Origin of the sequence: Sphingomonas sp. (genome assembly GCF_017745215.1) — a bacterium.
Taxonomy (GTDB): Bacteria; Pseudomonadota; Alphaproteobacteria; order Sphingomonadales; family Sphingomonadaceae; genus Sphingomonas.
Genome location: NZ_JAGHZV010000004.1, coordinates 142,534 through 168,981, shown reverse-complemented (window position 1 = coordinate 168,981; position 26,448 = coordinate 142,534). Strand labels below are relative to the sequence as shown.

The window sequence follows — 26,448 nt, the reverse complement described above, 5'->3', positions numbered from 1 at the left end:
CTGATGGCCGCGCCCAACGCGCCCTTAAGCACGATCTGCCAAGCCGCGCGGATGCACGCTCCCGAAATCCTGCTCGTCGAGGATGACGACGCCTGCGCCGAGGCGCTCGGCGAGATGCTCGCCGATGGCGGCCATGCGTGCGTTCGCGCGCGCGACCCTGGTGAGGCGCTGCTCGCGATCGGCGATCGGCCGCGGATTGGCCTGCTGTTGCTCGACCTGCATTTGCCCGAGATGGACGGGCTTCGCCTCCTCTCCGAGCTTCGCACCGCCGCGGGTCAGCGCGGCGAGCTGCTCCAGGCGATCCTCTGCTCGGGCGCGGCGCAGTTCGAGGACCTCGACGGTGCGATGCGTCTTGGCGTCTCTGCATTCCTGCCCAAGCCGATCGAGCGGATCGCGCTACTCAATGCGCTGACCGACGCGGCCGGTACCTGGCGATCGCTCGAGCGCGACCGCGCCGTGCGCGAGGGGCTCGCCGAGCGTTTCCGCCAGCTCGAAGGCGGGCTGGCGACGGCGCTGCGCGAGATGGCCGAGATCCGCGCCCCCCTGCCGGCTCCCGCCCCGCCCATGCGGGCAATCGGCGCGCCCGGCGTCGACCGGGCCTGGGAGGTTCTTCAGTCGCGCCGCCTCGTAGCGGAAGCGCGCGCGCTCGACCGGCTGCTCGCGCGCCATGCGCTCGACACGGTCGGCTGGCGCGTGATGCTCGCGATGTTCGAGGCCGACGCCAATGCCGGCGAGGCTTCCGCGACCAACATCGCGCTCGCCTGCGGAGCGAGCGCCAGCGCGGGCCTGCGGCGGATCGGCGACCTCGCCGATCGCGGCTTGCTCGACCGCCGCGAGGATCCTGGCGACGGGCGCCGCATCATGCTGCGCCTGACCGACACGGGACGCGCCCTGTGCAGCGACGGCATCGCCGCACTCGCGGCGGCTGCGCCCTGATGCAGGTGGTCGGCCGCTGGATCGATCGCCTCAGCTTCGACGCACGCCGGGCGCTTGGCGTGGCCGCGGTCGAAGCGCTGCTGCTGGCGCTGCTGATCGCGACCGTGCTGGCCTTCGCCGAAGGTGCGCTCGAGCGCGAGATCGAGCGCGACGCCACGGTCAATTCCGAATTCGTGGCGCGCCAGCTTGCCGGCCCGCTCGCTGCCGGCGACGTCCCGACCGTGCGGCATCTCGCGGCCGATTATGTGCAGGCGGCCGACCTCGCCGCGCTCGAGGTGCGCGATCGCGAGGGCCGGCTGGTGGCCAGGGCCGAGCTCGCCGACAAGATCGTCGACACGCTGCCGCTTCGCACGCTCCCGGTCGTCCACAAGGGCGAACCTGTCGGATCGATCACCGCGCGCGCCCAGCTCGACGGGCTGCACGACACGTTGCGCGGCCTTGTCGTGCCGGTGCTGCTGCTGGCGCTGGTACTGCTCGGCGCTTCCGCAATCGCGTCGTGGCAGTTCAGCCGCTATCTGTCGCGCCACCTGCGCGCCGTCCGCAAGACCGCCGAGCGTATCCGCGGCGGCGCATTCGGCGCCACGCTCGAGCCGCGCGGTGCGCCAGACCTGCGCGCCGTGTCAGAGGCGATCAACGCAATGTCGCTTCGCCTTGCCGAACTCCACGCGGGGCAGCAGGCCGTGATCGAGGAACGCACGCGCACGCTCCAGTCGACCTTCGAGCATATGGCCGAAGGCGTGGCGATCTTCGACGCGGCGGGCCGGCTGCGCGCGAGCAATCCCAATTTCGCGGGGCTGGCGGGCCTTCCCCCGCAATCGGGCGACGGGATCACGCTTGCCGGGCTCGTGGACATGCACGCCGCCGCTGGCGCCTATGCGGCGCCCGAAATGGCGCCCTTCGAAACGCTCTGCCGCGCGACCGAATGGGACGGCCCCTCGCTCGCGTTCGAGATGCCGATGGGCGATCGGATCGTCGCGATCCGCCGCACGCGCCTCCCCGACGGCGGCTTCATCGCGATCCACGAGGACGTGACGCGCCAGCGCGCCGACCAGCGCCGCCTGCTCCACGGCGCCAAGCTGGCGACGCTCGGCGAGCTGGCGACGGTCACCGCGCACGAGCTCAACCAGCCGCTCAACGTCATTCGGCTGACCGCCGACAACGCCCGGGCGAGGGTGGCCGAAGGCCGGGCCGAGCCGGACTATCTCGAGCAGAAGCTCGCGCGCATCGCCGAGCAGACCGCCCGCGCCGCCGCGATCATCGACCATATGCGCGTGTTCGGCCGCAAGCCTGCCGAGCAGCCGCGCCCGTTCGACCTGGGCGAGGCGGTGCGCTCGGCGGTCGGCTTTTTCGGCGAGACGGCTCGGCTAGACGGATGCGCGGTGGAGCTGGATATCGCGGACGGCGTGATGGTCCGAGGCCACCCCAGCCTGATCGAGCAGGTGGTCGCCAATCTCGTCTCCAATGCGCTCGGGGCGTTCCGCACGAACCGGACCGAACGGCCGCGGCTGCGCATCCGGGTGCACAAGGTGGAGAGCGGGGCCGAGGTGACGGTGTCGGACAACGGCGGCGGCATTCCCGCCGAGGTGCTCCCGCACATCTTCGAGCCGTTCTTCACCACCAAGGGAGCGCAGGAAGGAACCGGGCTCGGGCTCTCGATCAGCTATGGGATCGTCGGCGATATGGGTGGGCAGTTGAGCGCCGCGAATCTCGGTGACGGCACCTCGTTCGCGTTCGTCCTGCCGTTGTGCGCCGAGGCCGGCGGCTGACCCAGCTGCAATCCTTGAAGGATGGCGGCTTCTGGATGCATCCGACCCATGAAAACGTGCATGTCCGATCTTTGACAGCGCAGCTGTCGATGACAGCGACGCATACCGGGCAATGCCACCCGTTAGATCGAAACCGGGCAGGCCTTGAGCGATAACCATACCCCCGTGCACCGCATTCTTCCGATCGCGAGGTTACTTAAGCGGTCTTCGAACGCGGCACCGCCGCCCGCAGCTGATCGAGATAGTCGCTCCACCACTGGTGCATCGCCACGCGTTCCTCCCAGTAGCGGCCGCGATTGTAGGTGCCGCGGATCGAATCGGTATCGGCGTGCGCGAGCGAGCGCTCGATCGCATCGGGGTTCCACTTGCCGCTCTCGTTGAGCAGCGTGGATGCAGTCGTCCTCAGGCCGTGGGCAGTGACTTCTCCCACCGCATAGCCCATGCGCCGGAACGCTTGGTTGACGGTATTCTCGCTGAGCGGCCGGCGCGAAGTGTGGAATGCCGGGAACACAAAGCCGTCCGGGCCGGTCAGCTCGTGGAGCTCAGTCAGATAGGCCACCACTTGCCGCGACAAGGGCACGGCGTGCGGCCGACGCATCTTCATCCGCTCCGCCGGAATCTTCCACACGGCATTTTCGAAATCGATCTCGGGCCATCGGGCGTGCCGGAGCTCGCCGGGTCGGGCCATGACATGGGGCGACACCTGCATCGCGAGCCGCGTGATCAGATGGCCCGAATAGGCGTCGATCGATCGAAGCAGTTCGCCCACCGCCTTCGGCTCGAGAATCGCAGCATGATGCTTCGTCCTGGGCGTGACCAGCGCTCCGCGGAGCAGCGACGTCGGGTCGGCCTCGCAGCGGCCTGTCGCGACGCCGTAGCGGAAGACGCGGCCGGCGAAGGAGCGGCAGCGCCGCGCGGTCTCGTGCTTGCCCTTCGCCTCGATACGCTTGAGCGCCGCGAGAACGTCAACCGGCTTCAGCTCGGCGAGCGGGCGGGTGGCGATTGGCGCGAGCTGCTCCAGCAGCCAGTTAGCCTTGGTGACCGTCGTGTCCGCGCGGCCCTCCCGCACCATCTTGTCGATATATTCCTTCGCGACGTCCCCGAACGGGTTGGCGGCGTTGTACATCGCGAGGAGCTTGGCGCGCTTGCGCTCGGCGCCGGGATCCACGCCTTCACGAAGCTGACGCCTTGCGTCATCCCGCTTCTGGCGCGCTTCGGCCAATCCGACCTCCGGATAGCCGCCGAGCGCAATGCGCTTGTCCTTGCCGAGGTGGCGATACTTGAAGCGCCACAGTTTCGAGCCGGTCGGATGCACCTCGATGTACAAGCCGCGCTCGTCGGTGCGCTTGTAGATGCGCTCCTGCGGTTTGAGCGCGCGAATCTCCAGATCCTTCAAAGGCATGGCGAACAATCCCGATCAAGCGGTCCAGCCTGAGCGACCCATTCCCGACTCTCTCCAGATGGCCCCAAGGCCATCAAAAAAGTGGGGCCATCCATGGTCCAAACGGTGGCCCGATTCGTGGGGCCATCGTATGAAATCTGTTGAGACGGCTTAGGACCCGACATCGAAAAAATGGCAGATTTCTGCCGTTTTGTCGAGGCTTATGAGACCTTTTGAGGGGGGTAAATGGTGCCCAGAAGAGGACTCGAACCTCCACGCCCTTGCGAGCGCCAGCACCTGAAGCTGGTGCGTCTACCAATTCCGCCATCTGGGCACGGGGTAGGCGGGCGCCTCTAGGGGAGGCGGCTCCCGATTGTCAACCGGGCATTCGGCCGCCCCGGCACATTCCTCGCGCGCCCGCGTCCCGCGCCGACTGATATCCCACGCCGGAATTCGCGGCCGCACCAGCCCGGCGCCACCCCGGCGGTGCCGTACTCCTCCCGCCGCTGCTCCCAACGCTCGCCTTTCGCGCCACGCCCGCGCAGCCGCCGCTTGCCGTTTGCGCGCCGGCGCGGCATGGGACGAGTCCCCCCTGTGCGAGGCTCGTGTGAGACAATGGCTGCGATGAAGGACAAGCTCGTTTCCCTGATCGGCGGCGGCGGCTTTCTGGGCCGCTATGCCGCGCAGGAACTGCTGCGCGCCGGCGCGCGCGTGCGAATCGTCCAGCGCCGCCCGCGCGAAGCCTGGTTCCTCAAGCCCCAGGGCGGGCTCGGCCAGACCCAGTTCGTCGCCGCCGACGTCGCCCTGCCCGAGACGATCGCCCGCGCCGTCGACGGCTCCGACGCCGTGGTGAACCTCGCCGGCACGCTCGCCGGCGACTTCCACGCCATCCACGTCAAGGGCGCGCAGACCGTCGCCCAGGCTGCGAGCCGCGCCGGTGCGGGCGCGCTGGTCCACGTCTCGGCGCTCGGTGCCGATGCCGAATCGCCCTCCGCCTACGGCAAGTCCAAGGCGGCGGGCGAGCGCGTCGTGCTCGAGGCCTTCCCCGGCGCGACGGTCCTGCGCCCCTCCTTCCTGTTCGGGCGCGAGGACCAGTTCGTGAACCGCTTCGCCGCGATGATCGCCGCATCGCGGATCGTGCCGGTGCTCGCGGGCCGTACCCGCTTCCAGCCCGCGTGGGTGGTCAATGCCGCCGAAGCGATCGTCGCCGCGCTCGCCGACCCGGTGGCGCACGGCGGCAAGACCTATGCGCTGGGCGGACCCGACGTGCTGACCATGGCCGAGCTGTTCCAGTGGATCGCGAGCGAGATCGGCCGCGCGCCGGCACTCGTCGACCTGCCCGACCCGATCGGCGCACTCGTCGCGGCGATGCCGGGGACGCCGATCAGTGGGGACCAGTGGCGGATGCTCAAGGCCGACAATGTCGTCGCGGACGGGGCACCGGGCTTCGCCGCGCTCGGCATCGCGCCGGTGCCGCTGGGCAGCGTCGCGCCGGGTTGGCTGGTGCAATATCGCCGCCACGGCCGGTTCGGCTCGGCCGAGGCGGCCTGAGGCTCATCGAAGAATACGCGCGGAGGGCGCTCGCGCGGGCGCCCCGCAGTGAAGGGGGCGTAGCGTGATCGAAATACTCGTCATCATCCTGCTTGGCATCGTCGAGGGGGTCACCGAATTCCTGCCGGTCTCGTCGACCGGGCACCTGATCCTCGCCTCCGAACTGCTCGGCTATGATTCGGCGCGCTGGGCGCTGTTCAACATCGTCATCCAGCTCGGCGCGATCCTGGCGGTGGTGGTGCTCTACTGGCGGACCTTCTGGGCGGTGCTCCAGGGACTGCTCAAGGTCGACCCGGTGTCGATCCGCTTCGTGCGCAACGTGATCGTCGGCTTCATCCCCTCGGCGATCCTCGGCGTGCTATTCAACAAGTACATCGAGGCGATGCTCGGCTCGCCGATGATCGTCGCGGTGGCGCTGGTCGTCGGCGGCATCGCGATCCTCGCGGTCGAGCGGCTGGCGAAGCCCGGCGAGATCCACGGCGTGGCGGAGATGCCGCTGTCGCGCGTGATCGGCGTCGGCCTGATCCAGTGTCTCGCGATGATTCCGGGCGTCAGCCGTTCGGGCGCGACGATCATGGGCGCGCTTGCGCTGGGGGTCGAGCGGCGGACCGCCGCCGAGTTCAGTTTCTTCCTCGCCATCCCGACGATGCTCGGCGCGACCACGCTGGAGCTCGCCAAGCACCATGACACGCTTGGCGCCGCCAATTCGGTGGGCTGGGGCGGGGTCGCGCTGGGCTTCGCCGTGGCGTTCGTCGTCGCGGTGCTGGTCGTGCGCTGGTTCGTCGGGCTGGTGAGCAAGCGCGGTTTCGCCCCCTTCGCCTGGTATCGAATCGTCGCCGGATCGACCGCGCTGGTCTGGCTGCTCATGCGATAGGGCCGATATGGCCATAAATATCTCGAAGATTGCCCGAGGGCCGAGTTCGCTGCGGGTAATTTGAAGAGATAGGTCAGCAAACATGACCTATTCGTGCTGAATCCGCGTGACTCCGCTGGGGCGAGGGGCTATGGGCATCGCATGGCCGACGATGCGATGCTCAAATTCGTGGTGCGGGGGCAGGCCTATCCGGCCAAGCGCGCCCCCGAGCTCCGCGCCGAAGATTTCCGCGAGATCGCGGACCGCTATGCCGTTCCCGATGCGGCGGCGCAGGCGGGCCGCTGCTCGCAATGCGGCGTGCCCTATTGCTCGGTGCATTGCCCGCTGCAGAATCACATTCCCGACTGGCTGCGCCTGACAGCCGAGGGGCGGCTGCGCGAAGCCTATGAGCTGTCGAACAGCACCTCGACGATGCCCGAGATCTGCGGCCGCATCTGCCCGCAGGACCGCCTCTGCGAAGGCAATTGCGTGATCGAATTCTCGGGCCACGGCGCGGTGACGATCGGCTCGGTCGAGAAGTTCATCACCGACACCGCCTGGGAAGAGGGCTGGGTCGAGCCGCTCGTCGCCGGCCCGGCGAACGGCATGTCGGTCGGCATCATCGGCGCGGGTCCCGCGGGGCTGGCTGCGGCCGAATATCTCCGGCTGATGGGCTATGCCGTGCACCTCTACGACCGGCACGACCGCGCCGGCGGGCTGCTCACCTATGGCATCCCCGGGTTCAAGCTCGAGAAGTACGTCGTGATGCGCCGGGTCGACCGGCTGGCCGCGGGCGGCGTCGAGTTCCACCTCGGCTTCGAGGTCGGCCGCGACGCGACGCTCGACGCGCTGCGGCAGAAGCACGACTCGATCCTGATCGCCACCGGCGTCTACAAGCCGCGCGCGATTCACGCGAAGGGCGTCGATGCGAGCGGCGTGGTCGAATCGCTCGACTATCTGATCGCCTCGAACCGCAAGAGCTTCGGCGACGACGTTCCCGAATTCGAGGACGGCCGGCTCAATGCCGCGGGCAAGCATGTCGTCGTCGTCGGCGGCGGCGACACGGCGATGGACTGCGTGCGCACCGCGGTGCGCCAGGGCGCGGCCTCGGTGAAGTGCCTCTACCGCCGCGACCGGGCGAACATGCCGGGCTCGCAGCGCGAAGTCGCCAATGCCGAGGAGGAAGGCGTCGAGTTCGTCTGGCTCTCGGTGCCCGACTCGTTCGAGGGCAACGGGGCGGTGAGCGCCGTCAAGGTCGCCAGGATGCGGCTCGGCGCGCCCGACGCGAGCGGCCGCCGCGCGCCCGAGGCCGATCCGGGCAACGAAGTCGGCATGCCAGCGGATCTGGTGATCAAGGCGCTCGGCTTCGATCCCGAGCCACTGCCGCAGCTGTTCGGCGCGGCCGAGCTCGGCGTCACCCGCTGGGGCACGCTCAGGACCGACGGCGCGACGATGATGACCAACCTCGACGGCGTGTTCGCCGCCGGCGACATCGTGCGCGGTGCGAGCCTGGTGGTCTGGGCGGTGCGCGACGGCCGCGACGTCGCGCCGCACATGGATGCCTGGATGCGCGCGCACGCCCGCCAGGCCGAGAGCGTGGCGGCCTGAGATGACGAACAAGGCTCACGCCCTCGCCGGCGCAATAGCGCTGGGTCTCGCATTCGCGACGGCTCCCGCCGTGGCGGCGCCGCCGCTGCCCGTCGCCGTCGCGGTGGCGGACAGGCCGCTCGACGCGCTGGTCGCGGCATTGGTGCCCGACGACCGGATGACCGAGATCGCGATCCTTGCCTTCGATCGCCAGGTCGAGAAGGGCGGGGACGATACTTCGTCGCTCTTCGCCCGGCACCCTGGCTTGCGCGACCGCGTCGCCGATGCGCTGCGGCCCGAAGTCGCCAGGGTCACGCGCAAGGCGCTGCCCGAGCTGCGCACGCGGATCCGCGTGATCCTCGCGGCCGAGCTTTCGCCGCAGGAGATCGTCGATGCCGGCGACTTCTTCGCGAGCCCGACCGGGCAGAAGGTCTATGGCGCCGCGCTCAAGTCGATCGGCGACAATGCCGGCTCCGGCGAAGCCGATCGCAGCGCCGCGGCGACCAGGGCGGTGATGCAGAGCCTCGGCGCCGACGATTATCCGGTGATGCTCAAGTTCGGCGCGAGCAGCGCCTCGACCAAGATGAAGTCGATCAACCCGCGGATCGCCGAGGCGAGCAAGGCCTGGGCGCTCGCGCTGGTCGCTAAGAATGAGGCGAGGATGCGCCGCGTCGCGCGCAAGGCGACCGAGAAGTTCCTGGCCGACGAGAAGCGGGGGAAGGCATGAGTCTGGGCAAGTCCTTGATCGGCGCCGCGGTACTGTTTTGTCTCGCCGGCACTTCGGTCGCTGCGGGCCCCGAGGATCACGAGGCGCTGGCCAGGCGCTTTGTCTCGGTGCTGCCTGCATCGGACGAGGCGGCCGAGCCGACTCGGCTCGATGAGGGCCAGGCCCAGCGTCAGGCCGATCTCGTCAAGGCCAACCCCGGCAAGGCCGACGCCGTGCGCGCGGCCTTCGCACGCCGCATTGCCTGTTCGGACGAGAAGCGCGACGCGATGCTCCCGGCGATGATGCTCGCCATCGCGCGCTCGCTCAGCGACGAGCAGCTCCAGTCGCTGATCGCCTTCTACACCTCGCCCGATTTCGCGCGGCTCTCCGCGCTCGACGGCGAGAGCGCCGAAGCCAAGGCGCTGATGGCGCGCTATCCGCTCGAGAAGTTCGCCGAGGCAATGAAGGCCTATGCCACGGCGCATGTGATCGAGGACGTCATGGCCGCCGAGCAGGCGTGCGACGCCGAGCTCGACGAGGCGCTCGCCAAGACGGGAGTCCGGCCATGAAGCTTGCTTTTCGCGTTGGTTTCGTCCTTGCCGGCGCTGCGGTGCTCGCGCTCAGCCCCGCTTCGGCACTGGCCCAGACGACGCTCGCGCCGACGCCTGCGCCTGCCGCCGCGCCGGTCGCGGATCCGGCGAAGCTCGCCGTCGCACGCCAGATCGCGGTCAAGGTCTTCCCGCTCGGCAGCTACAAGCGGATGTTCGGCGACGGCTTCGGCAAGATGATGGACGGCATGGCCGACAGCTTCGCCGAGATGCCGATCAGCACCCTCTCACAGATCGCGGGCCTCTCGCAGGACGACGTCAAGGACCTGGGCGACGCCAAGATCGGCGAGGCGATGAGCATCTACGATCCGCACTGGCGCGATCGGATGAAGCTCGGCACGTCGAGTGTGTTCAAGCTCGTCGCCGAGCTGATGGGCGAGTTCGAGCCACGCATCCAGGAAGCGCTTGCGCGTGCCTATGCCCATAATTTCACCCTGGACCAGCTGAACGAGCTGCTGGCCTTCTTCAACACGCCGACGGGGGCGCTCTACGCCGATCGCTCGATGCTGATGTTCATGGACCCGGAAGTGATGAAGGAGAGCCAGGCGCTCGTCCCCGAGCTCATGAAGAAGATGCCCGAGATCATGAAGGACGTGCAGGAGGAGCAGGCCTCGCTGCCGCCGCCGCGCCGCATCCAGGATCTGAGCCCCGAGGATCGCAAGAAGCTTGCCGGGCTGCTGGGCGTCAAGGTCGAGAACCTCGACGATCCCAAGACCGAATGACCCTCCGTCTCCGGAAGACCGACTGATGACCGACTCGCTTGAAGCCCAGCGCGAACGCCTTGCCCGCGAGGGCATGTACCGCCCCGAGTTCGAAGGCGATGCCTGCGGCGTCGGCCTCGTCGCCGCGACCGACGGCAAGGCGAGCCGCCGCGTCGTCCAGTCGGCGATCGACGCGCTCAAGGCGGTGTGGCACCGCGGCGCCGTCGATGCCGATGGCAAGACCGGCGACGGTGCCGGCATCCATGTCGACCTGCCGGTCAGGTTCTTCGACGATGCGATCGCCGCGGGCGGGCATCGCGTGATGCCCAACCGGCTCGCCGTGGGGATGATCTTCCTGCCGCGCACCGACTTGGGGGCGCAGGAAGCGTGCCGCACGATCGTCGAGAGCGAGCTGATCGAGGCGGGCTACACCATCTACGGCTGGCGCCAGGTGCCGGTCGACATCCGCGTGATCGGCCAGAAGGCGCAGGCGACGCGTCCCGAGATCGAGCAGGTGATGATCGCCGGGCCGCTTCCGGGCGCAAAGGGCGCCGCCGAGTTCGAGAAGGAACTCTACCTCGTCCGTCGCCGGATCGAGAAGCGCGTGATCGAAGCGCAGATCAGCGGCTTCTACATCTGCTCGCTGTCGTGCCGCTCGATCATCTACAAGGGGCTGTTCCTCGCGGAGTCGCTCTCGGTCTTCTACCCGGATCTCCAGGACGAGCGGTTCGAGAGCCGCGTCGCGATCTTCCACCAGCGCTATTCGACCAACACCTTCCCGCAATGGTGGCTGGCGCAGCCGTTCCGCTGCCTCGCGCACAACGGCGAGATCAACACGATCCGCGGCAACAAGAACTGGATGCTGAGCCACGAGATCAAGATGGCCAGCCTCGCGTTCGGCGACAATTCGGAGGACATCAAGCCGGTGATCCCGGCCGGCGCGAGCGACACCGCCGCGCTCGACGCGGTGTTCGAGGCGATCTGCCGCTCGGGGCGGGACGCGCCCACCGCCAAGCTGATGCTCGTCCCCGAAGCCTATTCGGACGAGGACACGCCCGCCGACCATCTCGCGATGTACAAGTACCTCGCGAGCGTGATGGAGCCGTGGGACGGCCCCGCCGCGCTGGCCATGACTGACGGCCGCTGGGTGGTCGCCGGCATGGACCGCAACGCGTTGCGCCCGCTTCGCTACACGCGCACCGACGACGGGTTGCTGATCGTCGGCTCGGAGTCGGGCATGGTGCCGGTCCCCGAGACCGAGATCGTCGCCAAGGGCCGGCTCGGGCCGGGCCAGATGATCGCGATCGATCTCGACGAGGGCACGCTCTACGACGACCAGGCGATCAAGGACCGGATCGCCGGCGAGGCCGATTATGCCGCGAAGATCGGCGAGTTCCTGACGATCGACAAGCTGCCCAAGGCCGGCCCCAAGGCAGTCGAAGTCCAGCGCTACGACCGCGCCGAGCTCACCCGCCGCCAGGTCGCGGCCGGGCAGACGCTCGAGGACATGGAGCTGGTGCTGGCACCCATGGTCGAGACCGCCAAGGAAGCGGTCGGCTCGATGGGCGACGACACGCCGCTTGCGGTCATCTCGGACAAGCCGCGGCTGATCAGCCAGTTCTTCCGCCAGAACTTCAGCCAGGTCACCAACCCGCCGATCGACTCCCTGCGCGAGCGGCAGGTGATGACGCTGCGCACGCGTTTCGGCAATCTCGCCAACATCCTCGATACCGAGGGCGCGCCGGGCAAGGTGCTCGTGCTCGAGAGCCCGGTGCTGACGTGCAGCGACTGGGAGCGGCTGAAGCGCCATTTCGGCAGCCAGGCGGCCGAGATCGACTGCACCTTCGAAGTCGGCGACGATCCCGAAGGGCTGCGCGACGCGATCCGCCGCATTCGCAACCAGGCCGAGCAGGCGGTGCGCGCGGGCTGCACCGAGCTGTTCCTCACCGACGAGGCCATCGGGCCCGACCGGATGGCGATCGCCGGCGTGCTCGCCGCGGCGGCGGTGCACACGCACCTCGTCCGCCGGGGCTTGCGGAGCTTCGCGAGCGTCAACATCCGCACCGCCGAATGCCTCGACACCCATTATTATGCGGTGCTGATCGGCGTCGGCGCGACGACGGTGAACGCCTATCTCGCCGAAGCCTCGATCGCCGACCGCCACGGCCGCGGCCTCTTCGGCGACCTCACGATCGAGCAATGCCTCGCGCGCCACCGCAAGGCGATCGACGAAGGGCTGCTCAAGATCCTGTCGAAGATGGGCATCGCGGTGATCTCGTCGTACCGCGGCGGCTACAACTTCGAAGCGGTGGGCTTGAGCCGCGCGCTGGTCAACGACCTCTTCCCCGGCATGCCCGCGAAGATCTCGGGTGAAGGCTATGCCTCGCTCCATCTGTCGGCGCGGATGCGGCACGACGCCGCCTTCACCCCCGGCATCGTCGCGCTGCCGATCGGCGGCTATTACCGCCAGCGCAACGGCGGCGAGACGCACGCCTATTCGGCGCAGCTGATGCACCTGCTCCAGACTTCGGTCTCGAACGACAGCTATTCGACCTATCTGCAATTCTCGCGCGGCGTGCGCGACATGCCGCCGGTCTATCTGCGCGACCTGCTCGAGTTCAACTTCCCCGAGCACGGCATCTCGATCGACCAGGTCACGCCGATCACCGAGATCCGCAAGCGCTTCGTGACGCCGGGCATGTCGCTCGGCGCGCTCTCGCCCGAGGCGCACGAGACACTGGCGATCGCGATGAACCGCATCGGCGCCAAGGCGGTGTCGGGCGAAGGCGGCGAGGACAAGTCGCGCTACACGCCCTATGAAAACGGCGACAACGCCAACTCGGTGATCAAGCAGATCGCTTCGGGCCGGTTCGGCGTCACGGCCGAATATCTCAACGCCTGCGAGGAGATCGAGATCAAGGTCGCGCAGGGTGCCAAGCCCGGCGAGGGCGGGCAGCTGCCCGGCTTCAAGGTCACCGAGTTCATCGCCAAGCTCCGCCATGCGACGCCGGGGGTGACGCTGATCAGTCCGCCGCCGCACCACGACATCTATTCGATCGAGGACCTGGCGCAGCTCATCTACGATCTGAAGCAGATCAACCCGCGCGCCCGCGTCTGCGTGAAGCTCGTCTCGTCCGCCGGCATCGGCACCGTCGCGGCGGGTGTCGCCAAGGCGCACGCCGACGTGATCCTCGTCGCCGGCCACGTCGGCGGCACCGGCGCCTCGCCGGTCACCTCGGTGAAATACGCCGGCACGCCGTGGGAGATGGGCCTTTCCGAGGTCAACCAGACGCTCACGCTCAATGGCCTGCGCGGCCGGGTGGTGCTGCGCACCGACGGCGGGCTCAAGACCGGGCGCGACATCGTCATCGCCGCGATCCTCGGCGCCGAGGAGTTCGGCATCGGCACGCTCAGCCTCGTCGCGATGGGCTGCATCATGGTGCGGCAATGCCATTCGAACACCTGTCCCGTGGGCGTCTGCACGCAGGACGAGCGGCTGCGCGCCAAGTTCGTCGGCACGCCCGAGAAGGTGATCAACCTGATGACCTTCATCGCCGAGGAAGTCCGCGAGATCCTGGCGCGGCTCGGCTGCAAGAGCCTCGACGAGGTGATCGGCCGCACCGAGCTGCTGAAGCAGGTCAGCCGCGGCGCCGAGCATCTCGACGACCTCGACCTGAACCCAGTGCTCGCCAAGGTCGACGCCGACGACGCCAACCGCCGCTTCAGCCTCGGCACCTGGCGCAACGAAGTACCCGACAGCCTCGATGCGCAGATGATCAAGGACGCCGCCCCGGTCTTCTCGCGGCGCGAGCGGATGCAGCTCACCTATACGGTGCGCAACACCGATCGCGCGGTGGGGACGCGGCTGTCGAGCGAAGTCACGCGGCTCTACGGCATGTCGGCGCTCGCCGACGGGCATGTCCATGTCCGCCTGCGCGGCACGGCCGGCCAGTCGCTCGGCGCATTCCTGTGCAAGGGCATCACCCTCGAAGTGTTCGGCGATTCGAACGACTATGTCGGCAAGGGCCTGTCGGGCGGGATCATCATCGTCCGCCCGATGGTGAGCTCGCCGCTCGAGAGCTGGAACAACACGATCGTCGGCAACACCGTTCTCTACGGCGCGACGTCGGGCCGGCTGTTCGCCGCCGGCCAGGCGGGCGAGCGCTTCGCGGTGCGCAACTCGGGCGCGCAGGTCGTGGTCGAAGGCTGCGGCGCGAACGGCTGCGAGTATATGACGGGCGGCGTCGCGGTGGTGCTGGGCAAGGTCGGCGCCAATTTCGGCGCGGGCATGACCGGCGGCATGGCCTTCGTCTACGATCCCGACGCGAGCTTCGAGCGCCGCGCCAATCCCGAGAACATCACCTGGCAGCGCCTCGCCTCGGCGCATTGGGAAGGCGTGCTCCGCGGCCTGGTCGAGGCGCACGCCGAAGCGACCGACAGCCGCTACGCCCAGGGCCTGCTCGACGAATGGGACCGCGTGGTGGGGAGCTTCTGGCAAGTCGTGCCCAGGGAGATGCTGACCCGGCTGCCGCACCCGCTGGCCGAGGACGCTGTGGAGGACGTGGAGATGGTCGCCGCGGAGTAGCGGAACGCTATCTCCGCCGCGTCAGTCGCCCATCCTTCCCGCCGCGTAGAGCACGATGTTGCGCGCGAGCAGCCGATAGACGGACGGTTGCGGCGTGTCGTTCTCGATGATCTCGGCGGCCGTAACGTGGAAGTTCGAAGCGAGATCGGCGCAGGCGTCCTGTACGCCCGCCAGGATCGGCTCGCGGACGTCCTCCGCGGTCAAGCCCTGGTGGTGCCGGCGGCTTCCGATCGGCGGAAGCACCGCGATCGGAAAAGGCGCGCCCGCCCCGCACCGCAAACAGTTCCACGCCGCGTCCTCGCGCGCAAGCCCGGCTCCGCGACCGGCGGCGCGGTGCTCGCTTGGCGAACCGCACGCTCAGCGCCCGACGATCGTCGCGCTCAGCCGCGGCGGGGGGATGAAGGAGAGGAGCATCAGCGCCGGGATCGCGAGCAGCTTGGTCAACCGATAGGCGAGCGGCTGGGGCGCGGCTGGCTCCTGCTCGATGCGCTCGGCGGCCTCGATCAGCAGCGCGCGCGCGTCGTCGGCATGGTCGCGGTGGACGAGGATCGGGATGCCGCCCAGCGCGAGCGTGATCGGGCAGTCGACGCCGCTGTGCCCGGCATTCTTGGCATAGGCCGGAATGCCGTACCATTCGAACATCGAGAGCATCACGGCGATCTGCGGCGCGCGATAGGCGATCGCCACGGTTTCGAAGGGTTCGTCCGACACGGCAGGCCTTCCTGTCGCACAGGCTGCGCTGTCGCGCGTTCCGGAGCAAGCGCAATCGTCCCCGCTTTACGCGCCCGCGCGGCCGGGCCTAAAGCGAAGGCCATGTGGCAACTCTATCAATTCCCGCTCTGCCCCTTCTCGCGCAAGGTGCGGCTGCTGCTCGCCGAGAAGGGCGTCGGCTACGAGCCGGTGAAGGAATATCCCTGGTTGCGGCGCGACGAGTTCGTCGACCTCAATCCCACCGGCCAGGTGCCGGTGATGGCCGATACCGAACGCGGGGTGACGCTGATCGATTCCTCGGTGATCTGCGAATTCTTCGAGGAGACCGTCTCCAAGTCGCCGATGCTCAACGGCACCGCGACCGACCGCGCCGAGCAGCGCCGGCTGATGATCTGGTTCGACGAGCATTTCTTCCGCGACATCACCGCGCCGCTGCTCCACGAGCGGATGCTCAAGCGCATCGTCTACAAGCAGGCGCCCGACGGCACCGCGCTGCGCACCGCGATGAAGGCGGCGGTCAGCCACCTCGATTACATCGATTATCTGCTCGACCACCGCACCTGGCTCGCCGGGCCGCAGATGAGCCTCGCCGACCTGGCAGCGGCGGCGCAGATCTCGATCGCCGACTATCTCGGCGGGATCGACTGGAAGAGCCATGAGCAGGCCAAGCGCTGGTACATCGGCATGAAGAGCCGCCCGAGCTTCCGCCCGCTGCTCGCCGAGCGGATGGAAGGCATCGCGCCCCCCGCCGATTACGAGAAGCTCGACCTATAGGCCCTTGGCGGCCGCCGAAAACCTGCGATAGTCGGATCCGGGCCGGGGGCGCAGATCCTCCGGCAAAGGGGGAGGCCATGGCTGAGACCGGCACCGAACGCTGGAATGCGCTCGACGCCCTGCGCGGCGCCGCCGTCGCCGGGATGATCATCGTCACCAGCCCGGGCGACTGGAACGCATCCTATGCGCCGCTTCGCCATGCCGAGTGGAACGGCTGGACGCTGACGGACATGGTGTTCCCCACGTTCCTGTTCAGCGTGGGGCTTGCGCTCGGGCTGTCCTTCCCGCGTCCGCTCGATCGGGCGGACGCGCGCAAGGCGCTCTGGATCCGCGTCGCGCGACGCGTGATCGCGCTCGTCCTGCTCGGGCTCGTGCTCAACGCGCTCATGGAATTCGGGCGCAGCCTGTGGATGCCGCAGGCGAGCGTCCCCGACACGGTGCGGATTCCGGGGATCCTGCAGCGGATCGCGCTCTGCTACCTGCTCGGCGTCGCGCTGATCGTGGCGACCGCGCTGCGCGATGCCGATGGCCGCTCGCGCGTGAACCCGATCGCGATCTCGATCGCCATCGCCGTGGCGCTGCTGCTCTATTGGGGCCTGATGATGCTGGTGCCGGTGCCGGGGTTCGGCGCCGGGCGGCTGGATCCCGCCGGCAATCTCGCCGGCTATGTCGATCGCGCGATCTTCACGCCGCCGCATCTCTGGTGGCTGGGCTGGGCGACGCCCGGTGGACCGCCGGTCTATGACCCGGAAGGGCTGCTCTCGACGCTCCCGGCCACCGCCAATTTGTTGTTCGGCGTGCTGGCGGCGCTGGAATGGCGGCGAGCGCCAGCGCGGGCGCCCGTGCGGATCGCGATCGCCGGTGCGGTGCTGTTCGCCGCGGGGCTGGCGTTCGATCCGCTGTTCGCGATCAACAAGCGGATCTGGACGAGCAGCTTCGCCTTGCTGAGCAGCGGCTTTTCGGCGTTGTTGCTCGCGGCCTTCGCGCTGGCGCTGGGGAGCAGCCTTGCCGAGCGGCTGTCGGCGCCGCTGCGCATCCTCGGCGGCAATGCGATCCTGGGCTTCACCCTGTCGATCGTGCTCGGCGTCATTGGCGGGATGCCGTTGCTTCACCTCGGCGGGAAGCCGGCGACGCCGCAGGCCTGGGGCGATGGCGTCGCGCTGGGCATCGTGCCCGATCCCCAGCTCGCCTCGCTGGCTTGCGCGTTCGCGATCCTCGCCCTGATCACGCTCCTGATCTGGCCGTTGCACCGGCGCGGCATCCACTTCCGGCTCTAACCGCGGGCATGGGCAGGGCGCGCGCGTCAGGCTAAGACTGGCCGCGAACCGCATGATCCGGAGGCGCCGCGATGCTCGAACATGTCCCCTGGTGGCTCGGATCGGCGCTCAAGGGCGTGCGCGCCGGCGTGGGCAAGCTCGCGATCGTCCAGCCCGAGCTCGGGACCTTCGAGGCGCTGCGGCTGGTGAGTCCCGCCTTCGCCAACGGCGGGCGGATCCCGCCGCGCTTCACCGCTGATGGTCCGGGCGTCTCGCCGCCCCTGTTCTGGACCGGCGTGCCCGAAGGGACCGAGCGGCTGGTGCTGATCGTCGAGGACCCCGACGCGCTCGCCCCCCAACCGGTGGTGCACGCGGTGGTGTGGGACTTGCCGGGCAGCGACGGCGAGCTCGCCGAGGGCGCGATCACGGCGGACGGCGCGGGCGACGAGAGCGGCGACGTCGGCCGCAACAGCCTGTTCGGCGAGGGCTGGCTGCCCCCCGATCCGCCGCCGGGACATGGCGAGCATCATTATGCCTTCCAGCTCTTCGCGCTCGGGCCCTGCCCCGAGGTCGGGCGCAGCCCGGGTCGCGGCGCTGTGGTGAAGGCGATGGCGGGGCACGTCCTCGCGGCAGGCCTGCTCACCGGTACCTATTCGCGCGGCGAAGGCGCGTCGGTGGGACCGATCGGGTACGCCGCGCCGGCTTGAGACGGGCCCGCCAACAATGGACGTCATCCCGGCGAAAGCCGGGCCCCGGGCCACGGGCGATGACCTGCTTGACCCTGGGTTCCCGGCTTTCGCCGGGATGACGATGATCGGATCGGCTTGGGGCGGTCAGCCGTTGACGATCGTCCCGCCGTTCGGGTGCAGCACCTGCCCCGACATGTAGCTCGAATCCTCGCAGGCCAGGAACAGGAAGGCGGGTGCGACTTCGTTGGGCTGGCCCGGGCGGCCCATCGGCGTCGTCTCGCCGAAGGTCTCGAGCTTCTCCGGGTTCGCACCGCCCATCGGGTTGAGCGGCGTCCAGATCGGCCCCGGCGCGACCGCGTTCACGCGAATGCCCTTCTCGACGAGGTTCTCGGAGAGGCTGCGCGTGAAGGCCGTGATCGCGCCCTTGGTCGCGCTATAGTCGAGCAGCTCCTTCGAGCCCTGGTACATCGTCACCGAGGTGCAGTTCACGATCGCCGAGCCCTTGCCCAGGTGCGGCAGCGCCGCCTGGACCATGAAGAACATCCCGAAGATGTTGGTCTGGAAGGTGCGGCGGAGCTGCTCCTCGCTGATGTCGCGGATGTCCTCGTCCGGATGCTGCTCGCCGGCGTTGTTGACCAGCACGTCGAGCCGGCCGAACGCCTCGATGACCTGCTCGACCGCGCGCTCGCACATCTTCTTGGAGCCGACATCGGCGCGGATCGTGATCGCGCGCCGGCCCTCGGCCTCGACGATACGCTTCGTCTCCGCCGCATCGTCGTCCTCGAGCAGGTAGAGGATCGCGACGTCCGCGCCTTCGCGCGCATAGAGCGCGGCGACGGCGCGGCCGATGCCGCTGTCGGCGCCGGTGATCAGCGCCACTTTGTCCTTCAGCCGTCCCGATCCGGGGTAGCGCGGTTGCCATTGGGGTTTGGGTTCGAGGGCGCTCTCATGGCCGGGCAGCGCATCCTCGTGGATCATTTCATCGGTGTCGCTCATATCGGCAGCTCTCTCCTGGGGCTGCCTGGCGTAACCGGCGCGGAAGGCCCGTTGTTCCGCGCATCTCCTTGTTTGTGCGGCCATTGCCGCCTGGTTGAAGGTCAGGCGATGAGGCTCATCCCCTGGGTGCCGCTGACGACGATCAGGACCGCGGTCAGCATGAACGACGCGACGCCGAAAGCGATCTGCCGTACCATGTTCTTATCTCCCTGCATTGTCTTGTTGCCTTGTTGGTCGGGGTTCGTGCCGGTCAGGCGACCGGCACGATCGGCGCCGAAGCGAACAGCGCGACGGCAGTGAAGAGCAGCGCACCGAAGACGGCGACGGTGTTCTGGAAGGCGCTGAAACGGACAGTCATGGTAGATACTCCCTGGTGTTTGGCTGGCCGGACCGTTCCGGCTGCCGGTGCCAGGAAGATTGCAGGGAGCGTGCCAATTTACTAAGTCGTTGAAATTGCTGATAGCGCGCTGCGTTGCAACATTGTTCTTGGGATTTTGTTCGCCGGATCATGGTGAATTGCGCCAACTGTCGGTGAATCTTCAAACGATGGGGTCGATATGCCTCCAGCCCATCGTCACCCCGGCCTCGTGCTGGGGGCCACGCAGCCGCATCGACTGCACCAAGGCTCTATTCCAGCCCTCGTCTCCCGGTGGACCCCGGCACAAGGCCCGGGTGACGGCACATTCGTGATCCGTTGAAAGCGATCCGCGGGTCGAACGGCCTCAGCCGATGTGGACGCGGTTCCGGCCGCCTTCCTTGGCGACATAGAGCAGCTGGTCGGCGCGCTGGAACGACGATTGGTAGCTGTCGCCGCGAACCACGAGCGTGAGCCCGGCCGAGAAGGTGACCGCGCCGAGCGGCTCGTCGCTCTCGCGCAGGCGGTAGCGCTTCGCGGCGACACTGGCGCGCGCGCCGTCGAGCGTGGCGCGCGCGATCTCCAGATCGATGCCCGAGAAGAGCACCGCGAATTCCTCGCCGCCGTAGCGCGCGACGAGGTGGTGGCCGCAGGAATGGGTGAGCGCGTCGGCGATCGCCTTGAGCACGCGGTCGCCCACGGCATGGCCGAAGCGGTCGTTGACCGACTTGAAGTGGTCGACGTCGCACATCGCGACGCAGATTTTCTCGCCCGATGCGGCCTGGGCGGCATAGGCCTCCTCGAAGGCGCGGCGGTTGGGCAGGTCGGTCAGCGGGTCGCGGCGGGCGTTGTCGCGCGCTTCCTCGAGCTTCTTGCGCAGCTCGCTCGCCTCGCGCGTCGCGGCTTCGAGCCGAGTCTCGGCCGAGCGGACGCGCTCGAGCATCGTGCCGGTGATCCGCGCGACTTCGTCGATGCTGCCGCCGACGTCGTTCGCAGCGGCGGTGCGCTTGATCGCCGCGGCGCTCTCGGCGAGGTCGCGGCCGAAGCCTGCGGTCTCGGCGCGCATCGCATGGACCATGTCCTCGAAGCCTTCGACCTGCATCTGCGTCTGCGCGACGAGGCCCTGGTGCGCCTGGGTGGCGGCCGCGGTGTTGGCGGCGGCGCCGGTATCGGCGGGCACGGGCTTGAGGTCGTAGTTGAGCGTCTCGATGTCGCGCAGCGTCAGCCGCACCCCGCCGTCGGTCAGCGCCATCACGGCGCGCGCGAGCGGACCCTGCGGGTCGGCGAGCACGTGATAGGCGAAGGCGAAGTTCGCCGGATCGGGCTCGAGCCGCTGGTCGAACAGGAACGCGCCGATCCGATCGTACAGGCGGCGCGCCGCTGTCGCATCGGTGCACGGTCCCTGGACGGCTTTCGTTGCGGCCATGCGCCCGCTGATCCCTTGTTTCGATCGGCAGGTGCGGTCAGCACGCCGATGTGCGGCAAGGGTTAGCGGGCAATCGCTAAAATAGAGTTGTCGCCCGATTCATCTTTGATCGGATGCGGAACGATTCCGGATCGAATCGATGCCGCCGACTCAATGATGCTTGTGCGCCTCATGGTATTTGCGCACCGCTTCGAGCGTCAGTTTCACATGATCGGCCGGATTCATGTCGCTGTGCGCGAACAGGATCTTGCCGCCCGGCGCGATCACATAGCTGGTGCGGCTGGTGATCGTCGTCGGCGTGCCGTCGGGCTTCTTGAGCAGCACGTCATAGCCCTTGATCACCGCCGGGCTCGCCGCGGCGACCGCGAACTTGCCCGAGCAGAGCTTGGTGTCGGCCGAGAATTCGACGATCCGGTCGACATTGCCCGCGGTCATGCCGATCACGGTCGCGCCGGCCGCCTGGAAGTCGGGCACCGCCTCGGCGAAGGCGTGCGCCTCGGCGTTGCAGCCGCCGGTGAAGGCGGCGGGGAAGAAATAGAGCACCACCGGCCCCTTCTTGAGCGCGGCCTTGAGGTTGACCGAGAAGGGCTTGCCCGCCAGCGCGCCTTCCGCGGTGAAGTCGGGCGCGACCTTGCCTGGCGTCAGCTCGGCGGCGGCGGGGACGGCGAAGGGAAGGGCCAGGGCAGCGAGCAGGATCAGCGGACGGCGCATGCGAAAGTCTCTCCGGTCTGAGTTGGAACGCTTGTACGAGGTCGTTGCGCGCCTGTCCAAGCCGATCAGCGACACCTTAACGCGTCAGCGCGATGCCGAACCGCACATGCCTGTCGCTGACGTTGAACCGGTCGAGCGTCTCGCCATAGCCGGTATAGGCCTGCCCGAAGACATAGAAACCGATACCATTGTCGAGCTTGGCAAGCGGATAGGAGAGGAACGCCTCGGCCGATCCCTTGCGCGTTTCGAAATTGCCGCGGCCGGTGACGCTGAGCTTGATCCCGTCGGCCTGGCCGATCGCGGCGGTGAGCGAGGTATAGCCCCAATAGTCGGTGAGGCCGTGCGCCGCCTGGACGCGGCCGACATAGTACCAGGCCTGGGGCGCGACATCGAGCCGCCAGCCGCTGCCGAGGTCCCAGCTCTTCTGGACGCGCGCGAAGATGCGGTTGGCGTCGACCGAGCCGATGTCGCCGCGCCCGTTCGAATCATGGCGATAGCCGATCGCGAGCGTGACATCGTCGGTCACCGGCAGGTCGGTGTAGATCTCGGGGCTGTAGTTGGTCGAGCGCACCGGGCCCGAAGGCTCGTCGAGCGCCCAGAACATCGTCTGGGTATAGGCGAAGCGCAGCCGCCCGAGGTTGAGCGGGGCGTGCTCGCCGAACGGGCGGAAGGCGAAGCTGAACTGCACCTTGGCGCCCGCGTCCTGCAGCCCGAAGGCGCCGTAGATCGGCTCGTGCGGCTCGAACCGGTCGAGGAAGCCCGCCGACGAGCCGGTCGAGCTCTGCACCACGGTCTCGCCCGGGCCGGGCATGTCGGCGGCGGGGTGCGCCTCGCCCGGCGGGATCGCCTTGCCGGCGACGCTCACCGGCACGTAGCGGCGCTTGGCGAAGGCGCCGGGCGCCACCGTCTCGCGCGGCGCGGGCAAGCGCTCGAGCACCAGCCGCGTGCCGTCGGTCGCGGTGACTTCGATCTCGCGCGGGCCTTCGTCGTCGGTCGGCTTGTCGGTCTCGTTGACGAGGAACACCTCGACCCCGCGCAGCGCCTCGACTTCGCTCGGCGGCTGGCTCGGCACCGCGCGCAGCTGCGCCATCGCGGGCGTCGCGGCGAAGAGGCAGACGGCGAGGGCCAAAGGCAAGCGCATCGCTCCGCCGCTTGGCAGGCGATCGTGACAGTTGCGAGTCCAAACTGCAGGCTGGCGTCATCCGGCTCGCGGCCCTAGGCGGGAACCATGCCCGTCACCGATGCCGACATCGCGCTCACCCACCGCCTCGCCGACGCCGCCGGCGCAGCGATTCGCCCTCGCTTCCGCGCCGAGTTCGGGCTTGAGACCAAGGCCGATCTCTCTCCGGTCACGCTCGCCGACCGCGAGGCCGAGGAAGCGATGCGCCGGCTGATCATCGCCGAGCGGCCGATGGACGGCATCGCCGGCGAGGAGTTCGGCGTGCGCGAGGGGACGAGCGGGCGGCAATGGGTGCTCGATCCGATCGACGGCACGCGCGCCTTCATCGCCGGGCGGCCGATCTTCGGCACGCTGATCGCGCTGGTCGAGGACGGCTGGCCGGTGATCGGGGTGATCGACCAGCCGGTGCTGCGCGAACGCTGGATCGGCGTGGTCGGTCGCGCGACCGAGTTCAACGGCGCGCCCGCGAGCACGCGCCTGTGCCGCGAGCTCTCGCAGGCGCTGCTCGCGACGACGTCGCCGGCGCTGTTCGACGATGCCCAGCTCCATGCCTTCGAGCATCTCGACGCGGCGGTACGCAGCACGGTGCTGGGCGGCGACTGCTATAATTACGCGTGCCTGGCGTCGGGCCATCTCGACGTGGTGGTCGAGGCCGGCCTCAAGCTTCACGACTTCGCCGCGCTGGTGCCGGTGGTCGAAGGCGCGGGCGGGCGGATGTGCGACTGGCAGGGCGACCCCCTCCACGCCGGGAGCAACGGCGAGGTGATCGCTGCGGGCGATCCGGCGCGGGTGGACGACATCCTCGAAGCGATGGCCTGCGGGGGGCATTGAGCTCTCTCCCCAAGCCGTCATCCCGGCGAAAGCCGGGATGACGATTCAAGTTGGTCAGGTTCGTGCCAGGCCCTAAGCCGCCGCCTCGCGCACCGCGTCGCAGATGCGGTCGACCACCGTCTCGACCTGCCCGCGGTCGTCGCCCTCGGCCATCACGCGGATCACCGGCTCGGTGCCCGAGGGGCGGATGACGAGACGGCCGTTGCCGTTCAATTCGGCTTCCGCCGCTGCAATGGCTTCCTTCACCCGCGCATCCTCCAGCGGCTTGCCGCCCTTGAAGCGCACGTTCTTGAGGATCTGCGGCAGCGGATCGAAACGATGGAGCACTTCGCTCGCGGGCGCGCCGGCGCGGACCAGCTCGCCGAGCACCTGCAGCGCCGCGACCAGCCCGTCGCCCGTCGTCGCATAATCCGACAGGATGATATGCCCCGACTGTTCGCCGCCGACATTATAGCCCGACGAACGCATCTTCTCGAGCACATAGCGGTCGCCGACCGAGGTGCGCACCAGCCCGAGCCCCTGCGCCGAGAGATGCCGCTCGAGCCCGAGGTTGGACATGACGGTGGCGACCAGCCCGCCGCCCTTCAGCCTGCCCTGGCGCGCCCAGCCCGCGGCGATCAGCGCCATCAGCTGGTCGCCGTCGATCACCTTGCCCTTCTCGTCGACGACGATCAGCCGGTCGGCGTCGCCATCGAGCGCGATGCCGATCGCCGCGCCCGATGCCACCACGCTCTCGCAGAGCGTGTCGGGTGCGGTCGAGCCGACGCCGTCGTTGATGTTCTTGCCGTTGGGGCTGACTCCGATCGTGACGACTTCGGCACCCAGCTCCCACAGCGCCGAGGGCGCGACCTGATACGCCGCGCCGTTTGCGCAATCGATCACGACCTTGAGCCCGTCGAGCGTGAGATCCTCGGCGAAGGTCGACTTGGCGAAGTGGATGTAGCGCCCGCGCGCATCCTCCACGCGCCGCGCGCGGCCGATGTCGCCCGCCTGCGCGAGCTGCGGCTCGCCTTCGATCAGCGCCTCGATCGCTTCCTCGTCGGCGTCCGAGAGCTTGTAGCCGTCGGGGCCGAACAGCTTGATGCCGTTGTCGGCGAAAGGATTGTGCGAGGCCGAGATCATCACGCCCAGGTCGGCGCGCATCGAGTGCGTCAGCATCGCCACGGCGGGCGTCGGCATCGGCCCGACCAGCACCACGTCCATGCCGACGCTGGTGAACCCCGCGACCATCGCATTCTCGAGCATGTAGCCCGAGAGCCGCGTGTCCTTGCCTATCACCACGCGGTGGCGGTGGTCGCCGCGCCGGAAATGCGCGCCGGCGGCCATGCCGACCTTCATCGCCATCTCGGCGGTCATCGGGCGAACGTTGGTGAGCCCGCGGATTCCGTCGGTCCCGAAATATTTTCTTGCCATGACGCACCTTCTCGCGGCCTTGTGCCCGCCGCAGGGCGTCCTGATAGCGCCGAAACCAACCGAGAGCGAGCATGTCGGCGCTATTCCATCCCCTTCTGCTGATCGTCGGCCTCCTCCTCGGCAAGCTCGGCAAGCCCCAGCCGGCGCGCATCCTGTTCGCGCTCGCGGTCGGCCTCGCCGCGGGAATCGTCGGCGCAGCCTGGGCGCCCGACCAGGCGCTGGCCTGGACGAGCTATGTCGAGCCCTTCGGCACGCTCTGGCTCAACGGTCTCCGCATGGCGATCGTGCCGCTGGTGGTGGGCCTGCTGGTCACCGGCATCGCCGCCACTGCCGATGCCGCGCGCGCCGGGCGGCTGGCGGGGCGGGCGATCCTGACCTTCGTGGTGATCCTCACCGCGAGCTCGATCCTCGCCGCGCTGCTCACCCCGGCGCTGCTCCAGCTCTGGCCGCTCGACCCGCACGCCGCCGCCAAGCTCCAGGCGAGCTTCGCGACCGCCAAGCCGGCGGGCCCCGTCCCCGGCTTCGGCGACTTCCTGGCGGCGCTCGTCCCGACCAATCCGATCGCGGCGGCGGCGAACGACGCCTTCCTGCCACTGATCGTCTTCACCACGGTCTTCGCCTTCGCGGTGATGCGGCTGCCCGACGCGCAGCGGAGCGTGCTCACCGCCTTCTTCCGCGCGCTGGCGGACGCGATGCTGGTGGTGATCGGCTGGGTGCTGTGGCTCGCGCCGATCGGGGTGTTCGCGCTGAGCTACAGCTTCGGCGCGCACGCCGGGACCGCGGCGATCGGGACCTTGCTCCACTATGTCGCGATCGTCGCCGGCGTCGGGCTGGTGGTATGGGCGGCGGCCTATCCGCTCGCGCTGTTCGGCGGCGGCGTCGGCATCGGCCGCTTCCTCTCGGCGAACGCGCCGGTGACCGCGGTGGCGGTGAGCACGCAGAGTTCGCTCGCGTCGCTGCCGGCGATGCTGCGCGCCTCGGAGCGGATCGGCGTGCCGGTCGCGACCTCGGGCGTGGTGCTGCCGCTGGCGGTGGCGATGTTCCGCGCGACCGGGCCGGCGATGAACCTCGCGGTCGCCATCTATGTCGCACATGCGCTGGGGATGCAGCTGACCGCGGCGCAGCTTGCCTTCGGAGTGATGGCCGCGACGGTGACGACGATGGGCGCGGTGAGCCTGCCGGGCTCGATCAGCTACGTCAGCTCGATCGCGCCGATCGCCGCGGTGATGGGCGTGCCGATCGAGCCGCTCGGGCTGCTGGTCGCGGTGGAGACGCTGCCCGACCTGGTGCGCACGCTCGGCAATGTCGCGATGGACGTCGCGGTGACCGCGACGATCGCGCGCCACTCGGGCGAAGGTGAAGCGCCGCGGAGCGAGACCGACGCGCTGCTCGGGGGATAGGCGTCACCGCAACGCCACAATCGGCGCGCAGC

At 68.9% G+C, this 26,448-nt stretch carries 22 protein-coding genes and 1 tRNA gene; 14 read left to right on the top strand and 9 right to left on the bottom strand.

What is annotated here, in order from left to right:
* Nucleotides 1–3 precede the first annotated feature (3 nt).
* Nucleotides 4–936: a response regulator gene (locus J7495_RS05955; RefSeq protein ID WP_294055336.1), complete on the top strand. Its 933-nt coding sequence runs from the start codon at nucleotides 4–6 to the stop codon at nucleotides 934–936.
* Complete coding sequence (locus J7495_RS05950) at nucleotides 936–2,702, top strand: ATP-binding protein (protein WP_294055334.1); 1,767 nt, start codon at nucleotides 936–938, stop codon at nucleotides 2,700–2,702. The genes J7495_RS05955 and J7495_RS05950 overlap by 1 nt, the downstream gene beginning before the upstream one ends.
* Before the next feature lie 196 nt (nucleotides 2,703–2,898).
* Here the strand turns inward: J7495_RS05950 and J7495_RS05945 are convergent, their stop codons facing one another.
* Nucleotides 2,899–4,104 carry an integrase arm-type DNA-binding domain-containing protein gene (locus J7495_RS05945; RefSeq protein ID WP_294055332.1) on the bottom strand — a complete coding sequence of 402 codons (1,206 nt, stop codon included), beginning with the start codon at nucleotides 4,102–4,104 and terminating at the stop codon, nucleotides 2,899–2,901.
* A 226-nt stretch (nucleotides 4,105–4,330) separates the two neighbouring features.
* Nucleotides 4,331–4,417 (bottom strand) — tRNA-Leu (locus tag J7495_RS05940).
* Between the two features lie 290 nt (nucleotides 4,418–4,707).
* On the opposite strand from J7495_RS05940, the gene J7495_RS05935 reads away from it, so the two are divergent.
* The 7 genes from J7495_RS05935 to gltB all read left to right on the top strand — a co-directional run bounded on the left by J7495_RS05935 (nucleotide 4,708) and on the right by gltB (nucleotide 14,674).
* Nucleotides 4,708–5,634, top strand: coding sequence for a complex I NDUFA9 subunit family protein (locus tag J7495_RS05935; protein ID WP_294055478.1), 927 nt, complete (start codon nucleotides 4,708–4,710; stop codon nucleotides 5,632–5,634).
* A gap of 64 nt (nucleotides 5,635–5,698) precedes the next feature.
* The gene (locus J7495_RS05930; protein ID WP_294055330.1) at nucleotides 5,699–6,508 is read left to right on the top strand and encodes an undecaprenyl-diphosphate phosphatase; all 810 of its coding nucleotides are present in this window, start codon (nucleotides 5,699–5,701) and stop codon (nucleotides 6,506–6,508) included.
* Between the two features lie 141 nt (nucleotides 6,509–6,649).
* Nucleotides 6,650–8,095 (top strand): NAD(P)-dependent oxidoreductase, encoded by a 1,446-nt coding sequence (locus J7495_RS05925; RefSeq protein ID WP_294055328.1) that lies wholly within the window; start codon nucleotides 6,650–6,652, stop codon nucleotides 8,093–8,095.
* 1 nt (nucleotide 8,096) lies between these two features.
* Nucleotides 8,097–8,801: a DUF2059 domain-containing protein gene (locus J7495_RS05920; protein ID WP_294055326.1), complete on the top strand. Its 705-nt coding sequence runs from the start codon at nucleotides 8,097–8,099 to the stop codon at nucleotides 8,799–8,801.
* A complete protein-coding gene (locus tag J7495_RS05915) occupies nucleotides 8,798–9,349 on the top strand; it encodes a hypothetical protein (RefSeq protein ID WP_294055324.1) in 552 nt (183 codons plus the stop codon). Before J7495_RS05920 ends, J7495_RS05915 begins: the two co-directional genes overlap by 4 nt.
* Entirely contained in the window at nucleotides 9,346–10,110 is a 765-nt protein-coding gene (locus J7495_RS05910) for a DUF2059 domain-containing protein (RefSeq protein WP_294055322.1), read from the top strand. Before J7495_RS05915 ends, J7495_RS05910 begins: the two co-directional genes overlap by 4 nt.
* Nucleotides 10,111–10,135: 25 nt before the next feature.
* Nucleotides 10,136–14,674, top strand: coding sequence for a glutamate synthase large subunit (gene gltB / locus J7495_RS05905; RefSeq protein ID WP_294055320.1), 4,539 nt, complete (start codon nucleotides 10,136–10,138; stop codon nucleotides 14,672–14,674).
* A 21-nt stretch (nucleotides 14,675–14,695) separates the two neighbouring features.
* On the opposite strand, the gene J7495_RS05900 is transcribed toward gltB, so the two are convergent.
* The gene (locus tag J7495_RS05900; protein ID WP_294055319.1) at nucleotides 14,696–14,917 is read right to left on the bottom strand and encodes a hypothetical protein; all 222 of its coding nucleotides are present in this window, start codon (nucleotides 14,915–14,917) and stop codon (nucleotides 14,696–14,698) included.
* Between the two features lie 114 nt (nucleotides 14,918–15,031).
* On the bottom strand, nucleotides 15,032–15,385 hold the full coding sequence (locus J7495_RS05895) for a hypothetical protein (protein WP_294055317.1): 354 nt from the start codon (nucleotides 15,383–15,385) through the stop codon (nucleotides 15,032–15,034).
* Between the two features lie 102 nt (nucleotides 15,386–15,487).
* Between J7495_RS05895 and J7495_RS05890 the strand changes: the two genes are divergently transcribed.
* The 3 genes from J7495_RS05890 (at nucleotide 15,488) to J7495_RS05880 (ending at nucleotide 18,122) form a co-directional block, all read left to right on the top strand.
* The gene (locus J7495_RS05890; RefSeq protein ID WP_294055315.1) at nucleotides 15,488–16,159 is read left to right on the top strand and encodes a glutathione S-transferase family protein; all 672 of its coding nucleotides are present in this window, start codon (nucleotides 15,488–15,490) and stop codon (nucleotides 16,157–16,159) included.
* 77 nt (nucleotides 16,160–16,236) lie between these two features.
* On the top strand, nucleotides 16,237–17,436 hold the full coding sequence (locus tag J7495_RS05885; protein WP_294055313.1) for a heparan-alpha-glucosaminide N-acetyltransferase domain-containing protein: 1,200 nt from the start codon (nucleotides 16,237–16,239) through the stop codon (nucleotides 17,434–17,436).
* 71 nt (nucleotides 17,437–17,507) lie between these two features.
* Complete coding sequence (locus J7495_RS05880) at nucleotides 17,508–18,122, top strand: YbhB/YbcL family Raf kinase inhibitor-like protein (protein WP_294055312.1); 615 nt, start codon at nucleotides 17,508–17,510, stop codon at nucleotides 18,120–18,122.
* A gap of 126 nt (nucleotides 18,123–18,248) precedes the next feature.
* Here the strand turns inward: J7495_RS05880 and J7495_RS05875 are convergent, their stop codons facing one another.
* The 4 genes from J7495_RS05875 to J7495_RS05860 form a co-directional block, all read right to left on the bottom strand.
* Nucleotides 18,249–19,100, bottom strand: a complete 852-nt coding sequence (locus J7495_RS05875; RefSeq protein ID WP_294055310.1) for a glucose 1-dehydrogenase — start codon at nucleotides 19,098–19,100, stop codon at nucleotides 18,249–18,251.
* 722 nt (nucleotides 19,101–19,822) lie between these two features.
* Complete coding sequence (locus tag J7495_RS05870; protein WP_294055308.1) at nucleotides 19,823–20,881, bottom strand: GGDEF domain-containing protein; 1,059 nt, start codon at nucleotides 20,879–20,881, stop codon at nucleotides 19,823–19,825.
* A 150-nt stretch (nucleotides 20,882–21,031) separates the two neighbouring features.
* Nucleotides 21,032–21,592: a redoxin domain-containing protein gene (locus J7495_RS05865; RefSeq protein WP_294055306.1), complete on the bottom strand. Its 561-nt coding sequence runs from the start codon at nucleotides 21,590–21,592 to the stop codon at nucleotides 21,032–21,034.
* 76 nt (nucleotides 21,593–21,668) lie between these two features.
* A complete protein-coding gene (locus J7495_RS05860; RefSeq protein WP_294055304.1) occupies nucleotides 21,669–22,733 on the bottom strand; it encodes a phospholipase A in 1,065 nt (354 codons plus the stop codon).
* 87 nt (nucleotides 22,734–22,820) lie between these two features.
* Between J7495_RS05860 and hisN the strand changes: the two genes are divergently transcribed.
* Nucleotides 22,821–23,603: a histidinol-phosphatase gene (gene hisN, locus J7495_RS05855; RefSeq protein WP_294055302.1), complete on the top strand. Its 783-nt coding sequence runs from the start codon at nucleotides 22,821–22,823 to the stop codon at nucleotides 23,601–23,603.
* Nucleotides 23,604–23,675: 72 nt separating this feature from the next.
* Here hisN and glmM read toward each other — a convergent pair whose 3' ends face one another.
* Nucleotides 23,676–25,016: a phosphoglucosamine mutase gene (glmM, locus tag J7495_RS05850; RefSeq protein ID WP_294055300.1), complete on the bottom strand. Its 1,341-nt coding sequence runs from the start codon at nucleotides 25,014–25,016 to the stop codon at nucleotides 23,676–23,678.
* 71 nt (nucleotides 25,017–25,087) lie between these two features.
* Between glmM and J7495_RS05845 the strand changes: the two genes are divergently transcribed.
* Nucleotides 25,088–26,416 (top strand): dicarboxylate/amino acid:cation symporter, encoded by a 1,329-nt coding sequence (locus tag J7495_RS05845; RefSeq protein WP_294055298.1) that lies wholly within the window; start codon nucleotides 25,088–25,090, stop codon nucleotides 26,414–26,416.
* Nucleotides 26,417–26,448: the final 32 nt, after the last annotated feature.

Coding starts and splice junctions, on each gene's coding strand:
- J7495_RS05925 (WP_294055328.1), top strand. CDS start 6,650: ATGGCCGACGATGCGATGCTCAAATTCGTGGTGCGGGGGCAGGCCTAT.
- J7495_RS05915 (WP_294055324.1), top strand. CDS start 8,798: ATGAGTCTGGGCAAGTCCTTGATCGGCGCCGCGGTACTGTTTTGTCTC.
- J7495_RS05935 (WP_294055478.1), top strand. CDS start 4,708: ATGAAGGACAAGCTCGTTTCCCTGATCGGCGGCGGCGGCTTTCTGGGC.
- J7495_RS05880 (WP_294055312.1), top strand. CDS start 17,508: ATGCTCGAACATGTCCCCTGGTGGCTCGGATCGGCGCTCAAGGGCGTG.
- glmM (WP_294055300.1), bottom strand. CDS start 25,016: ATGGCAAGAAAATATTTCGGGACCGACGGAATCCGCGGGCTCACCAAC.
- gltB (WP_294055320.1), top strand. CDS start 10,136: ATGACCGACTCGCTTGAAGCCCAGCGCGAACGCCTTGCCCGCGAGGGC.
- J7495_RS05870 (WP_294055308.1), bottom strand. CDS start 20,881: ATGGCCGCAACGAAAGCCGTCCAGGGACCGTGCACCGATGCGACAGCG.
- J7495_RS05860 (WP_294055304.1), bottom strand. CDS start 22,733: ATGCGCTTGCCTTTGGCCCTCGCCGTCTGCCTCTTCGCCGCGACGCCC.
- J7495_RS05950 (WP_294055334.1), top strand. CDS start 936: ATGCAGGTGGTCGGCCGCTGGATCGATCGCCTCAGCTTCGACGCACGC.
- J7495_RS05910 (WP_294055322.1), top strand. CDS start 9,346: ATGAAGCTTGCTTTTCGCGTTGGTTTCGTCCTTGCCGGCGCTGCGGTG.
- J7495_RS05865 (WP_294055306.1), bottom strand. CDS start 21,592: ATGCGCCGTCCGCTGATCCTGCTCGCTGCCCTGGCCCTTCCCTTCGCC.
- J7495_RS05875 (WP_294055310.1), bottom strand. CDS start 19,100: ATGAGCGACACCGATGAAATGATCCACGAGGATGCGCTGCCCGGCCAT.
- hisN (WP_294055302.1), top strand. CDS start 22,821: ATGCCCGTCACCGATGCCGACATCGCGCTCACCCACCGCCTCGCCGAC.
- J7495_RS05845 (WP_294055298.1), top strand. CDS start 25,088: ATGTCGGCGCTATTCCATCCCCTTCTGCTGATCGTCGGCCTCCTCCTC.
- J7495_RS05920 (WP_294055326.1), top strand. CDS start 8,097: ATGACGAACAAGGCTCACGCCCTCGCCGGCGCAATAGCGCTGGGTCTC.
- J7495_RS05885 (WP_294055313.1), top strand. CDS start 16,237: ATGGCTGAGACCGGCACCGAACGCTGGAATGCGCTCGACGCCCTGCGC.
- J7495_RS05890 (WP_294055315.1), top strand. CDS start 15,488: ATGTGGCAACTCTATCAATTCCCGCTCTGCCCCTTCTCGCGCAAGGTG.
- J7495_RS05955 (WP_294055336.1), top strand. CDS start 4: ATGGCCGCGCCCAACGCGCCCTTAAGCACGATCTGCCAAGCCGCGCGG.
- J7495_RS05945 (WP_294055332.1), bottom strand. CDS start 4,104: ATGCCTTTGAAGGATCTGGAGATTCGCGCGCTCAAACCGCAGGAGCGC.